This window comes from Actinophytocola xinjiangensis (assembly GCF_001921215.1).
Classification (GTDB): domain Bacteria; phylum Actinomycetota; class Actinomycetes; order Mycobacteriales; family Pseudonocardiaceae; genus Actinophytocola; species Actinophytocola xinjiangensis.
The window spans coordinates 147,201-160,080 of record NZ_MSIF01000014.1 but is presented as its reverse complement, the minus strand read 5'-3'; the positions used below and the strand labels follow the sequence as shown (position 1 = coordinate 160,080).

Annotated in this window: 14 protein-coding genes; 2 read left to right on the top strand and 12 right to left on the bottom strand. The window is 72.8% G+C overall.

The features are described from left to right. The first annotated feature begins 54 nt into the window (after positions 1-54). Positions 55-1,254 carry an MFS transporter gene (locus BLA60_RS26170; protein WP_075135649.1) on the top strand — a complete coding sequence of 400 codons (1,200 nt, stop codon included), beginning with the start codon at positions 55-57 and terminating at the stop codon, positions 1,252-1,254. Positions 1,255-1,343: 89 nt separating this feature from the next. On the opposite strand, the gene BLA60_RS26165 is transcribed toward BLA60_RS26170, so the two are convergent. After that, entirely contained in the window at positions 1,344-1,691 is a 348-nt protein-coding gene (locus tag BLA60_RS26165) for a histone-like nucleoid-structuring protein Lsr2 (RefSeq protein WP_075135648.1), read from the bottom strand. Between the two features lie 608 nt (positions 1,692-2,299). After that, positions 2,300-2,464: a hypothetical protein gene (locus BLA60_RS44290; RefSeq protein ID WP_162293008.1), complete on the bottom strand. Its 165-nt coding sequence runs from the start codon at positions 2,462-2,464 to the stop codon at positions 2,300-2,302. A 177-nt stretch (positions 2,465-2,641) separates the two neighbouring features. On the opposite strand from BLA60_RS44290, the gene BLA60_RS26160 reads away from it, so the two are divergent. Next, a complete protein-coding gene (locus BLA60_RS26160) occupies positions 2,642-3,385 on the top strand; it encodes a class I SAM-dependent methyltransferase (protein ID WP_075135647.1) in 744 nt (247 codons plus the stop codon). Here BLA60_RS26160 and BLA60_RS26155 read toward each other — a convergent pair. The 10 genes from BLA60_RS26155 to folP all read right to left on the bottom strand — a co-directional run bounded on the left by BLA60_RS26155 (position 3,382) and on the right by folP (position 12,879). Further along, entirely contained in the window at positions 3,382-4,158 is a 777-nt protein-coding gene (locus BLA60_RS26155) for a type III pantothenate kinase (protein ID WP_075135646.1), read from the bottom strand. The two genes, BLA60_RS26160 and BLA60_RS26155, sit on opposite strands and share 4 nt — an antisense overlap. Positions 4,159-4,164: 6 nt before the next feature. Next, complete coding sequence (gene panD / locus BLA60_RS26150; RefSeq protein WP_075135645.1) at positions 4,165-4,665, bottom strand: aspartate 1-decarboxylase; 501 nt, start codon at positions 4,663-4,665, stop codon at positions 4,165-4,167. Between the two features lie 10 nt (positions 4,666-4,675). Next, positions 4,676-5,563 (bottom strand): pantoate--beta-alanine ligase, encoded by an 888-nt coding sequence (gene panC / locus BLA60_RS26145; protein ID WP_075135644.1) that lies wholly within the window; start codon positions 5,561-5,563, stop codon positions 4,676-4,678. Then, the gene (locus tag BLA60_RS26140; protein ID WP_075135643.1) at positions 5,560-6,462 is read right to left on the bottom strand and encodes a Rossmann-like and DUF2520 domain-containing protein; all 903 of its coding nucleotides are present in this window, start codon (positions 6,460-6,462) and stop codon (positions 5,560-5,562) included. Before BLA60_RS26140 ends, panC begins: the two co-directional genes overlap by 4 nt. 79 nt (positions 6,463-6,541) lie before the next feature. Beyond that, positions 6,542-7,651 carry a PrsW family intramembrane metalloprotease gene (locus BLA60_RS26135; RefSeq protein ID WP_211288852.1) on the bottom strand — a complete coding sequence of 370 codons (1,110 nt, stop codon included), beginning with the start codon at positions 7,649-7,651 and terminating at the stop codon, positions 6,542-6,544. A 126-nt stretch (positions 7,652-7,777) separates the two neighbouring features. Further along, complete coding sequence (locus BLA60_RS26130) at positions 7,778-10,087, bottom strand: DUF6779 domain-containing protein (RefSeq protein WP_075135641.1); 2,310 nt, start codon at positions 10,085-10,087, stop codon at positions 7,778-7,780. A gap of 58 nt (positions 10,088-10,145) precedes the next feature. Beyond that, positions 10,146-10,625, bottom strand: coding sequence for a DUF3180 domain-containing protein (locus tag BLA60_RS26125; RefSeq protein ID WP_075135640.1), 480 nt, complete (start codon positions 10,623-10,625; stop codon positions 10,146-10,148). Positions 10,626-11,153: 528 nt separating this feature from the next. Continuing rightward, a complete protein-coding gene (gene folK / locus BLA60_RS26120) occupies positions 11,154-11,651 on the bottom strand; it encodes a 2-amino-4-hydroxy-6-hydroxymethyldihydropteridine diphosphokinase (protein WP_075135639.1) in 498 nt (165 codons plus the stop codon). Then, entirely contained in the window at positions 11,648-12,031 is a 384-nt protein-coding gene (folB, locus tag BLA60_RS26115; RefSeq protein ID WP_075135638.1) for a dihydroneopterin aldolase, read from the bottom strand. The genes folK and folB overlap by 4 nt, the downstream gene beginning before the upstream one ends. Beyond that, positions 12,028-12,879 carry a dihydropteroate synthase gene (folP, locus tag BLA60_RS26110; protein ID WP_211288848.1) on the bottom strand — a complete coding sequence of 284 codons (852 nt, stop codon included), beginning with the start codon at positions 12,877-12,879 and terminating at the stop codon, positions 12,028-12,030. The genes folB and folP overlap by 4 nt, the downstream gene beginning before the upstream one ends. Position 12,880: the final 1 nt, after the last annotated feature.

The window sequence follows — 12,880 nt, the reverse complement described above, 5'->3', positions numbered from 1 at the left end:
CGTCCGAGGGCGAATCATTCGTGGTGTGGCGGACCGGTCCCGACGATCTGGGACATGACTCAGCTGGCGGAACGGGCGACCTATCGGCAGGCGCTGGCCTCCCCGGTGTTCCGCACGGTGTTCTGGACGCGGTCACTGGCCGTTGGCGCCGACACCCTCCGAACCATGGCCCTGTCGGTCCTCGTGTTCACCTCGACCGGGTCCGCGCTGCTCGGGGCCATGACGTTCGCCGTCTCGTTCCTGCCGCAGGTCGTGGGCGGGGTGCTGGTGGGCGCCCTGCCCGACCTCGTGCGGCCGAAGATCCTGCTGGTCGGCGGGTACCTGGCGGAGGCCGCCGGCGCGACCGTGCTGGCACTCGCCGGCCTGCCCGTGTGGGCCAGCCTGGTACTGGTCGCCGGCATCGCCTGCCTGGCCCCGGTGTTCAACGGGACCGCCGGACGGCTCACGGCCGAGTCGCTGCGCGGCGACACCTTCGTGCTCGGACGCAGCCTGTTCCAGCTGGCCAGTTCGGTCGCGCAGCTGCTGGGGCTCGCGGGCGGAGCGCTCGCGGTCGCGGCGGCGGGAGCCGAGCACGCCCTGCTGATCACGGCCGGGGCGCACCTGGTCGCGGCGCTCGGCGCCGGCGTGTTCCTCCCGAATCTGCCGGCGCCGGGGCGGGTCGGGGAGCGGGCGCTGGTGCGGCGCAGCTGGAACGGGAACCGGGAGCTGCTCGCCGACCCGGTCGTGCGGCGGATCCTGCTCGCGATGTGGCTGCCGCCGGCGTTCGCCACCGGGGCGGAGAGCCTGCTGGTGCCCTACGCGTTGACCCGCGGGTTCGGCGAGTCGACGCCGGGGCTGCTGCTCGGCTGCGTCACCGTCGGCATGTTCGTCGGGAACCTCGTGATGGCACGGCTGGTCTCGCCCGCCAACCGGGAGCGGCTGGTGCCGGTGCTGGTCGCGGCCTGCGGTGCGTCGCTGGTGCCGTTCGCGTTCGGGGTGGGGGTGGTGGCGGCCGGGCTGCTGCTGGCGGTGACCGGGTTCGGGTTCGCCTACGCGCTGGGGCTGCAACAACGGTTCGTCGACGCGGTGCCCGCCGAGCGCAACGGGCAGGCGTTCGGGCTCATGTCGACCGGGCTGATGACGTTGCAGGGCGTCGGGCCGGCGGTGTTCGGCCTGCTCACCGAGGCCGTGCCGGTCGGGGTCAGCATGGGCCTCGGTGGGCTGGCGGCAGTGGGCGTGGCGGTCTGGATCGGCGGGCAGACCCGACGGAGGTGAGGCGTTTTCACCAAACGAAAGCGCCGGTCCCCCACCCACCGCGAAACCACGGTAAGGAAGAACCGGCGCTTATGCCCGCCCGCAATGGCTCAGGCCTGGGCGTTGTAGGCGTCCGTGACCTCCTTCGGGATTCGACCCCGATCGGAGACGTTCATGCCCTGCTTGCGGGCCCACTCACGAATTGCCTGGTTCTGTTCGCGATCCGCCGACGCGGTCCGCGGCGCGCGCCCGACACCGGCCCGCGCGGCGGCACGCTTACGCCCACCCGCGCGCCGGGCGTGCTCCACGTATTCGGCCAGCGCCTCCCGCAACCGCTCAGCATTGTCCTCGCTGAGATCGATCTCGTAGAACGCGCCATCCAAACCGAACTCGACGGTCTCCTCCGCCTCGGAACCATCAAGGTCGTCGACCAGGGTAACCATGACCTTCTGCGCCACTGCGCCCTCCTAGGCTTGAAAACTCGAGGCCGAACTTCGTCCGTCGCACGATATAAATACTCCCACTAAGGAGGTTAACGCAAATCGTCGCGCATGTTTAGTGACGTTCGTGTCTGGACAGTCTCATTCAGGCCGCACCTGCGGAAACAGGTTGGTCTCGCCGGTCAGCCCCATTCCCGGTCGCACCCGACGGCGACATTCGACACTCACCCCGTTCGCGTGAACACGGCGCCGACCAGCGACAACGGTCCGAAACCAGGATCGGTGCCGCCGCGCTGGCCCAACCAGGGCGGGGCCGGCGACACGGTCCCGGCCGGGAAATCGCGGACGAACGCCGGCTCCACCGGATGGGCGCGATCACCTGCCCCCGCGAGGACTCCGCGAGCTTTCCGTGACCGGCTCCCGGATCCCAGCCCGTCCGGCCCACCCGCCCCGGTGGCCCACTGCGTGAGACACCGCGTCGACACCGGTCAAGACCACGCCAAGACCGCGTCCTTGACCGCGTCCTTGACCGCGTCCTTGCGGATGTTTCGATTGATCTCGACCGCTTCTCGATACCGCCCGACCCACCCGCGCATCACCGGCGCCGCGTCGTCCGGAGCAGCCGATCAGATCACATACCGCCGCCGAATGCGTGTTTCCACGTTGCCCGCCCAGTGCATGACCAGCGACGCCCCGCCCGCCATTCGCCACACGTCCGCCAGTACGCCCGGCCGACCGCCACCGGAGGTCATTACCGGGTCGTGCACGAAGTCCTGCACGAATACGCGCACAGCGATGTCGGTAGTTCCGTTCCGTCACCCTGCGCGAGGGTGGCAAAACACAACTTACCTGTATTGCGCGCGAACACGACCCGTCCGGTGACCCGGACCACGTCACCGGTGACGACCACGCCGGCAAATCGGAATAGTCGTTTCGCCGGTCACCACCGCCGAGGTACGTTCCTCCACGTGGAGGAACCGATCAGTCGCGCACGGTCGTTCGGCCGCCGGCCCGTCGACTACCACACCCACCGGCCCTTCTACCCCGCCGAGGCGATCCGCTGGGCCCTGGCCGGCGCGACCCGCGAGGTCACCCGGGCCCTCGACCTGGCCGCCGGCACCGGCAAGGTCACCGCCGGCCTGCGCGCGCTCGGCCTGGACGTCACCGCCGTCGAACCCGACGAGGCCATGCGCGGCGTGCTGGCCGCCGAGTACCCGGACGTGACCGCGCTCGCGGGCACCGCCGAGGCGATCCCGCTGACCGACGCGTCGGTCGACGCGGTGCTCGTCGGGCAGGCGTTCCACTGGTTCGACCGGGACGTGGCGCTCGCCGAGATCGCCCGCGTGCTGCGCCCCGGCGGCGTGCTGGCCGTCCTGTGGAACGGCGAGGACCCCGACACCGACTGGGTCACCGGGCTGATGACCGCCTCCCAGACCAGCGCCACCGGCGGCTGGCACGGCGAGATCGACCCGCCCGAGCACGAGTCCTTCGACCCGGCCGAACACACCGTCGTCGCGCACAGCCTGCCGCGCACCACCGACACGCTGGTCGACTACCTGCGGACCCACTCGCGGCTGCTGATGGTCGACGACGACGAACGCGCCCGGGTCATCGCCCGGGTCCGCGAGTACCTGCGGCACCGCCCGGAGACCGCCGCCGGCGTGTTCGACCTGCCGCTGGTGACCGACGTGCTGGCGCTGCGGCGCCGCTAGCGGGTGTTGCGCTCGAACACCAGCCGCAGGCCGAGCAGCGTCAGATCCGGGCGGTGGTCGACGATCGTCTCCGACTCGTCCACCACCAGCGGCGCCAGCCCGCCGGTCGCGATGACCGTCACCTCACCGGGGTGGGTGGTGCGCTCCAACTCGTCGATGATCCGCCGCACCAGGCCGTCGACCTGGCCGGTGAACCCGTACATGATCCCCGACTGGAGACACTCGACCGTGTTCTTTCCGATCACCGACCGTGGCCGCACCAGCTCGACCTTGCGCAGCGCGGCCGCGCGGGCGGCCAGCGCGTCCACCGAGATCTCGATCCCTGGCGCGAACACGCCGCCGAGGAACTCGCCCTTCGCGGAGATCACGTCGATGTTGGTGGACGTGCCGAAGTCGACCACCACGCACGCCGTCTGGTGCAGGTGGTGGGCCGCCAGCGTGTTGATCACCCGGTCGGCGCCGACCTCCTTGGGGTTGTCCACCAGCAGCGGCACCCCGGTCCGCACGCCCGGCTCGACGATCACCCTCGGCACCCGCTGGTAGTAGCGGCCCAGCATCACCCGCAGCTCACGCAGCACCGCCGGCACCGTCGACAGCGCCGACACCCCGGTGATCGCGTCGGCGTGCTCGGCGAGCAGCCCGCGCATCGTCAGCGCCAGCTCGTCGGCGGTCATCCTGGCGTCGGTGCGCATCCGCCAGTCGTGCACCAGGTCCTCGCCCCGGTACAGGCCGAGCGCGATGTTGGTGTTGCCGACGTCGATCGCGAGCAGCACCTCGGCTCAGCTCTCCGGCTGGAGCAGGGCGTCGAGCAGCGCCGCCTCGACGGTCTCGGCGGGCGAGGCTGGCACGGTGGCCGCGACCGGCTCGGGCGCCCGCTCGGCGCCCGAGGCCAGATCCCTGCCGGCGGGCACGGCCGCCGGGTCGGAGCCGGCGTCGAGGATCCGGTTGTCCTCGTCGACGAAGATCACCTTCGGCTGGTGGGCGGCCGCCTCTGCGTCGTCCATCAAGCCGTAGGCAATGAGAATGACCAGGTCACCGGGGTGGACCAGGTGGGCGGCGGCGCCGTTGATGCCCAGCACCCCGCTGCCGCGCTCGCCCTCGATGACGTAGGTCTCCAGGCGGGCGCCGTTGGTGACGTCGACGATCGCGACCTGCTCCCCCGCCAGCAGGTCCGCGGCCTCCATCAACACCGGATCGACGGTCACCGAACCGACGTAGTGCAGGTCGGCCTGGGTGACGGTGGCCCGGTGGATCTTCGACTTGAGCATCGTGCGGAACATCGGTCCTCCCCTACTGGTGTTCGCCGTCGAGATCGCCGAGGAACACCGAGACATTGTCGATCAGCCGGGTCGACCCGACCCTGGCGGCCACCAGCAGCCGCGCCTCGCCGCGCTCGGGCGCCGGGCCGAGGCCGGTGCCGCGCAGCGTCAGGTAGTCCACGTCGATCTTGGGTTGGGCGTCGAGCACGGCCCGCGCCGAGTCCAGCACCAGCGCCGCGCCGCCCGCGCTGACCCGCGCCCCGGCCGACAACGCCGCCGACAGGGTCACCGCCGCCGCCCGCTGGTCGGGATCCAGGTAGGCGTTGCGCGAGGACAGCGCCAGCCCGTCGGGCTCCCGCACGATCGGCACACCGATCACCGACACGTCCAGGTTCAGGTCACGCACCATCTGCTTGATCAGCACCAGCTGCTGGTAGTCCTTCTCACCGAACAGCGCGTAGTCCGGGCGCACGACGTTGAGCAGCTTGGCGACCACCGTCAGCACCCCGGCGAAGTGCCCCGGCCGCGACGCCCCCTCCAGCTCGCTGCCCAGCGGCCCCGGCGACACCGTCACCTGCCCGCCCGGCGGGTAGAGCGCCTCCCGCTCGGGCGTGAACACCAGCTCCACGCGCTCCTCGCGGCACACGTCCAGGTCGGCCTCCAGCGGCCGGGGGTAACGCTCGAAGTCCTCACCGGCGCCGAACTGCAACGGGTTCACGAAGATCGACGCGGCCAGCACCGTGTTGGGCAGCCGCCGGCCGGTGCGCAGCAGCTGGCGGTGGCCCTCGTGCAGCGCGCCCATCGTCGGCACCAGCGCGATCCTGCGGCCCACGCCGCGCAGCGCGCGGGTGATCCGCGCGACCTCGTCGACGCCGCTGTGCACGTGCAGCTTGCCGGGGGTGAACTTCGGGGTGGTCATCGGTGCTCCTCGTCGGAGCCGCGTTCGAGGGCGGCGGTGACATCGGGGGCGAGGTCGGCGCGCAACAGGCCGGCCTGCTCGGCGCGACTGGCGGTGCGCACGGCGAGCGCGCGGTAGGCGGGCAGCATCTCAGGTGCGTGGTCGGCCAGCACCCGCAGGTGGGCCAGGACGGTTCCGGCGTCGCCCCGGGCGACCGGCCCGGTCAGCGCGCGGTCACCGTGGCGCAACGCGTTGTCCAGTGCGGCCGACAGCAGCGGGCCCAACATCCGGTCGGGGTGGTCGACCCCGGCGGCACGCAGCAGGTCGGCGGCCTCGGCGACAATCGTGACCAGGTGGTTCGCGCCGTGCGCCAGGGCCGTGTGGTACAGCGGGCGGGCCGACTCCGGCACCCGCACCGGCTCGGCGCCCATCTCCACCACCAGCGCCTCGCCGACACTCCACGCCGTCTCGTCGTCGTCGGTGGCGGTGACGCCGAAGCAGCAGGCGGCGACCCGCTCCAGGTCCTCGGCGCGGCCGGTGAAGGTCATCACCGGGTGCAGCGCCAGCGGCAGCACACCGTGCTCGGTGGCCGGGTCGAGCACCCGCACGCCGTGCGCCCCGCAGGTGTGCACCACGATCTGGCCGGCGCGCAACGCGTCGGCGGCGGCCAGGCCCCGGACCATGCCACCGAGGGCGTCGTCGGGCAGGGCCAGCAGCACCAGGTCGGCGCGGCGCACCACCTCGTCCGGTGGCAGCAGCGGCACCCCGGCCAGCAGCTCCTCCGCGCGGTTGACCGACGCGCGGGACACGCCGGAGGCGGCGACGACCTGGTGGCCGGCCCGCGCGAGCGCGGCCCCGAGCACCGCGCCGACCCGCCCGGCGGAGACCACCCCGACGGCCAGTCGAGCCGGTCGGTTCATCGTGCGCTCGCCTCCTGTTCGCCTGTCGAATCGAGCGTAACCACCGGGAAAGCGCGGTCCACGAGCCGGGTGAGCAGGCTCACCGGCCGGCCGCGCGCCGCTGGGAGAGGTTCGCCCTGGACGTCACCAGGGCCGCGACGAGCTGGTTCTCCCGCTCCGGCGCGCCAGCGTCGGCCAGGCCAAGCCGGTCGGCGTGCCACAGGAACGCGAGCTCGGTGACCGCCGCCTGGTAGCCGGCCAGCGTGCGGGCGGCGGCGCGGCCGTCGCGGCGCGCGACCCTCGCCCGCCACGCCCGCCGCGCGGCGAGGTTGCTCAGCCGGCGCAGGTCGGTGATGTCGACCCAGCCGCGCTCCACCATGCCCGGCAACGCGTCGGCCACGATCCGCTGCTCGCGGCGCCGGTGCCAGCCGACGAACAACACCCCGGAGATGAAGATCGGGACCATGACCAGGAAGTAGACGTTGAGGAAGGTCTGCGGGGTGCCCAGCGTCGCGGCCGCGTTCCACATGGCGTGCAGCACGACGGCCGCCAGGTAGCCGCCGACCGGGGCGAGGATGCGCACCGCCCGGTTGGGGGTGCGCACCGAGACGCCGATCCCGATGCCGATCATCGCCGTGAACAGCGGGTGGCAGAACGGCGCGAGGACCCCGCGCAGGATGAACGCGGTGATCACCCCGGGCGTGGTCGGGTCACCGAAGCCGTACTCGGCGAACGCGCGGCCGAAGTAGTAGATGTTCTCGGTGAACGCGAACCCGGCGGCGACGAACCCGGCGTAGACGACGCCGTCGATCACCCCGTCGAGCTCGTTGCGCAACCAGATCATGATGCCGACGACGAACGCGCCCTTGGCCGCCTCCTCGAACAACGGCGCGGACACCACGGCGCTGATCGTGTCGCCGTGCCCGTTGCCCAGCAGCGCGTCACCGACCGCCTCGGCGGTGTTGTTGATCAGCAGCGCGGTGATCGCCGCGACGCTCGCGCCCCAGCCGAACGCCAGCCACAGCAGCCGCGCCGGCTCCGGCTCCCACCGGTCCACCCACAGCAACGCGGCCACGATCATCATCACCGGGACGATCGCCGCGACCACCCCGACCAGCTCGGCGACCAACCCGACCTTGGCGGTGCTGATGGCCAGCAGCGCCAGCCCGCTCCCGGCGAGCACGACCAGACCGACGGCCGGCAGCATCACCGTGCGCCTGCGCGTGGTGTGCCGGTGCTGGATGGGGCTCTGGCTCACGGATAGCCACCCTACGGTGCGGTAGCCGACAGTCCCGGCATCTTGCCCGGGAATGACGCTTTCGTGACTTGCGGCGGGTTAGTCCTTGCGCCGGCGGCGACGCGGAGTGTTCGGGCGCCCGCCGCCGTGGGAGGCGAGCAGCTCGGAGACCGACTTGCCGGCGGCGTGCGACCCGGAGGCCGGTTCGGGGGTGCCGGCGTCGCGGGACTCCTGCCAGGTGGGCTGGCCCTCGGCGCGCCGACGCCGGCCACCGCCGTCGACCGGTGGTTGGGCCGGTGGCTGGCCGTGGCCATCGGCGCGGTTCACCGGCGGACGGTAACCGTCGGCCGGGTTGACGGCCTGGCCGTAGCCGGACGCCTCGGCCCGGTGGCCCGGTGGCCGGTAGCCGTCAGCGGGGTTGACCGCGTGGCCGTAGCCGGACATCTCGGCCCGGTGGGCCGGTGGGCCGTACCCGTCAGCGGGGTTCCCCGGGGGGCCGTAGCCGTCGGCGCGGTTGACCGGCTGGCCGTAGCCGGAGGCCTCGGCCCGGTTGATCGGGGGGCCGTAGCCCGAACCGCCCGGTCCCGCGCCGAAGCCGCCGGGCGGCGGTTCGGTGTGGGAGAGGTCGCCACCACCGGGACCGAAGCCGCCGGCGGCCGACCCGTAGTCGGCGGGCACGAACCCGCCGGAAGTGGCGGCGAGACCGTCAGGTCCGCCGGGGCCGAAGCCGCCCGTCGCCGAGCCGTAGCCAGAGGACTCCGGCCCGGGGAAGCCGCTGCCGGGCCCGAAACCGCCGCCCGCCGCGCCGAAACCGTCTGCCCCGGAGCCGCTCGCCGCCGCGCCGTAACCGGAACCTTCGGGGCCCGCGGCGAAACCACCGGCCGCCCTACCGAAACCGGAACCCTCTGGCCCGCCGACGAAACCCCCCGCCGACTGACCGAAACCGGAGCCCTCGGGGCCGGCGCCGAAACCAGCTGCCGCACCGAAGCCAGAGCCTTCCGGACCAGCGGCGAAACCACCGGCCGCCCTACCGAAACCAGAACCCTCCGGACCAGCCGCGAAACCACCCGCCGGCTGACCAAAACCAGAGCCCTCGGGACCGGAGCGGAAACCACCCGCCGCCTTGCCGAAACCAGAACCCTCAGGCCCAGCGCCGAAACCACCCGCCGGCTGACCAAAACCGGAACCCTCGGGACCCGAGCGGAAACCACCAGGGGCTGAACCGAAACCGTCGGGGCCACCGGAACCCGGGCCGCCAGGGCCCGACCCGAAACCCTCGGGGCCAGGGGCGAAACCGCCGGGCGGCGGGCCGGGGTTGTCGGATTGGCCGAGCCGGGAGCCGCCGACCGCTGAGCCGTAGCCCGAGCCCTCGGGGCCGGTCGGGAAGCCGTTCTGGTCGGCGCGGGCGACCGCCGGGAGCACGCCGGAGTTCTCCGCGCGGCCCGGGGCGTCCGGTCCGGGAACGGCCGGGCCGTAGCCGGAGGACTCGGCGTGCCGGGTCGGCGGGCGGTCGTGGGCCGGGTCCGGCAGGCGGCCGGAGCGGGGCGCACCGACCGGTTCGACGTAGTCCGACACCACGGCGGAACGCTTGTTCGGCTGGGCCTTGCGCCGCGAACCCTTGGCGCGAGGCTCGGCGGGCGCCGGGGACGGCGCCGGGGTCGGCGTCGGTGCCGGCGTCGGGTTGGTGCCGAGGCCGTCGGGGACGAACCAGCGGTCGGACTGCTCGGCGGGATGCACCGGGCGGCCCTCGACGACCGGCGGCTTGCCCGGGCGCGGCGGCGTCGCGCGGCCACCGGGGCTGCCGGGGCGGCGGGGCAGCGGCTCGACCTTGCGTTTGGGTGACGTGCTCGGCTTGCCGACCGGCTCGATCAGGTCGGTCTGCGCGTCGTGGACGATCGCGGTCGCCGGAGGGAGGCGCTTGAGCTCACGCTCGTCGGGGATCGAACGCATCCTGGTCGACTCGGCGCGCAGCGCGTACCGCTCGACGAGGAACTCGCCGCCGAGCAGGCCCTCCAGGGTCTGGCGCAGGCCGAACATTTCCTGTCGCAGCGCGGCGAGGTCGTCACGCGCCTGCTCGTCGGCCTCGCGGCGGGCCTCGGCGGCGACCTCCAGCTCGTACTCGCGGCGGGCGGCGATCTCCTTCTCCAGCTCCAGCTGGTAGCGCTCGTGCCGTTCGGCGAGCACGTCCTCCTGGTCGACGACCTGCCTGCGGTACCGGGCGGCGACGAACGCACCGGCGAGCGCCGCCCACAAGGCGGCGACGATGCCGAGTTTGAGCCAGCGCCCCTCCTCGGTCAGGACCAGCGCGCCGGTCGCACCGAGACCGAGCAGAACCGCTGCGGTGAGTAGCAGGCGACCGCCGAACGAACCACGCGAAGCCTCGCTGGACGAGTCACGACGCGCGTTCATGGCACACACCGTACCGGTCCGTTATCTGGACGAGACCGAGACGATGCCGACCAGATTGTCAGGCGGACTCGCCGGACCGATACCCGGGCGGCTGATTCTCCTGGTCATCCGGGGTGCGGCAACACCACTCGAGATACAGGGCGGCGCCGATCAGAAGCACGGAACACCCGATTCCGATCACCGCGCCGGGGGTGTCGGACGCGGCGGCGGTGAGGTCGAGGCGGCGCGGCAGGACGTACGCGAGCAGCGCCAGCCACACCCCGAACATGATCGCACCCAGTAACGAGGAGGCCTTGGCGAGCGCGACGGCCCGGGCGGCGGTGAGCGCCTGGACCGGCCGGGCCCCGTCGCGGTGCCGGATCCGCGAGCGCAGCGACCCGCCCAGCACGGCCTCGACGACGGCCAGGACCAGCAGCGTGAAGCCGGCGTAGCGGGGGATGCGGGGCAGGTCGGCGTAGAAGGTGCTGAACAGGATGTACCCGACCCCGGCCGCCAGCAGGCCGGCGACGACCAGATCGCGGGCCCGGGTGAAATGCATGCACCAACGGTACCGGCGAGACGTGACCTCCCATGACGGGAAGGTCCGGCACGGGCGCGTGTTCACGCTCGGCGAGCGGGCGAGACGGACGGGTCCGAAGCACCCGCACACCGACCGGCTGGCCACCGCCTCGACGACGCGGTGGCGATGCCTCGGGGAGACCGCGGGCGACGAATCGTTATCCACACCCCGCCCAGTTGGCGGCCATTTCTGTGGACACGTGCTCCCGCGATGTCGGTCCTTGCCGGCGCGGGGTGGCCGCGCGGGGCGGATCATCGCGACCCTCCGCGCCCCGACGAGCTGACCGGGCCGGCGAACCGACCGAGGTGGCCCCAGTCCACATCAGCCAGCTCGCGGAAGCCGGCACTGTCGGTGGCGACCGGTAACGTTGAAACCGGGGGGACCCCCGGGCGCTTCCGGTGGTTGCCGTGTTCGGCTCCCGCGTCGGCCCGGGCACGAGGTCCACACCGGAGTCCGGGTCGTAAGCCGTTGCCGGCGACCAGGCCTGAGGTGGCGACGAGGGCCGGGTCAGCGAGCCAGGGAGAGATCGGGTCGCAGGTGGACGTCGGCGACGGCGTCGGCGGGGAGAGCGTCCACGAGGGACGTGACGGGGCCGTGTCCGGGAAGGACGGCGGCCGGGTCGATCGTCAGCCAGGGGATCAGGACGGTGGCGCGTTCGGGGGTGCCGGGGTGGGGCAGCAGCAGGTCCGGGTGGTCGCTGGTCACACCGTCCACAGTGACCACGTCGACGTCCAGCGTCCTCGGGCCCCAGTGTCGGGTGCGGACCCGGCCCGCCTCACCTTCCAGGGTCTGGGCCCGGTGGAGCCAGGTCCACTCGTCGGCGTCGGGGTCGTCGACGACGACGACCGCGTTGAGGAAGTCGGGTTGGTCCGTCACGCCCCAGGCCTTCGTCTCGTAGACCGGGGAGGTGGCCACCAGGGAGTCGGCCAGGCCGGTGGTGGCCAGGCGGAGGTTGGCCAGGCGGTCGCCCAGGTTGGAGCCGATGGACAGGACCGCGCGGGTCATCCCCGGCCGCCCCGTCCGCCCCGGCGGGAGCGGCGGACGGTGACCGACACGTCGGCGAACGTCAGCGGGATGGGGGCGTTGGGCTTGTGCACGGTGACCTCGACGGCGTGCAGGCGCTCGTCGGTCATCACCTGGTCGGCGATGTCGACGCCGACCGTCTCGATCAGGTTCCTCGGCGGGCCGGCGACGATCTCGGCGACGCGTTGCGCCAGCTCTCCGTAGTGGAGGGTGTCGGCCACGTCGTCGGTCTCGGCGGCCCGGTCCAGGTCGATCCACGCCGTGACGTCGACCAGGAAGTCCTGGCCGTCGCGCTTCTCGTGCGCGAGGACGCCGTGGTGGCCGCGTACCCGCAGGCCGGTCAGCGTGATGCGGTCGGTCACTCGGAGTCTCCCTGGAGGGCTTCGGCCACCAGAACGGCGTCCAACGATCGGGTGACGTCGTGGACACGGACGCCCCAGGCGCCGGCGGTGGCCACCAGCGCCGAGATCGCCGCCGTGGCGTCCTCGCGGCCTTCGGGTGGGCGGGGGTTGCCTTCCTTGTCGGCCAGCAACGACCCCAGGAAACGTTTGCGGGACGCGCCTACCAGCACCGGGAAACCCAACGCCCGCAGCACGTCCAGGTGGCGTAACAACGTCCAGTTGTGGGCGGCGCGCTTGGCGAAACCGAGACCGGGATCGAGCACCAGCGCCGACGGGTCCACACCGGCCGCCACCGCCGTGTCGACCCGGGCAACCAGCTCGTCACGCACATCGGTGACCACGTTCGTGTAGCTGGCGAGCGAGTCCATGTGGTCGCTGTGGCCGCGCCAGTGCATCAGGATCCACGGCACGCCGGCCGCCGCGACGACACTGGCCATCGTCGGGTCGGCCAGGCCGCCGGAGACGTCGTTGACGACCGTCGCACCGGCGCCGACGGCGGCCTCGGCCACCTCGCCGCGGGTGGTGTCGACGCTGACCGCCACGCCGGCCGACGACAGGTCCCTGATCACCGGTAACACCCGCTCGATCTCGGTGGCCGCGTCGACCCTCGCCGCGCCAGGCCGGGTGGACTCGCCGCCGACGTCGATCAGGTCCGCGCCGGCCGTCCACATCGACAGGCCGTGTTCGAGGGCGTCGTCGAGGTCCAGGTAGCGGCCGCCGTCGGAGAACGAGTCGGGGGTCACGTTCAGCACGCCGACCACGGCGCACCGGCCAGGGCGCGGCAGCCCCGGATGCGGCGCCGGCTGCACC

Coding starts and splice junctions, on each gene's coding strand:
- BLA60_RS26140 (WP_075135643.1), bottom strand. CDS start 6,462: ATGAACCGACCGGCTCGACTGGCCGTCGGGGTGGTCTCCGCCGGGCGG.
- panC (WP_075135644.1), bottom strand. CDS start 5,563: ATGACCACCCCGAAGTTCACCCCCGGCAAGCTGCACGTGCACAGCGGC.
- BLA60_RS26130 (WP_075135641.1), bottom strand. CDS start 10,087: ATGAACGCGCGTCGTGACTCGTCCAGCGAGGCTTCGCGTGGTTCGTTC.
- BLA60_RS26170 (WP_075135649.1), top strand. CDS start 55: ATGACTCAGCTGGCGGAACGGGCGACCTATCGGCAGGCGCTGGCCTCC.
- panD (WP_075135645.1), bottom strand. CDS start 4,665: ATGTTCCGCACGATGCTCAAGTCGAAGATCCACCGGGCCACCGTCACC.
- BLA60_RS26125 (WP_075135640.1), bottom strand. CDS start 10,625: ATGCATTTCACCCGGGCCCGCGATCTGGTCGTCGCCGGCCTGCTGGCG.
- folK (WP_075135639.1), bottom strand. CDS start 11,651: ATGACCCGCGCGGTCCTGTCCATCGGCTCCAACCTGGGCGACCGCCTG.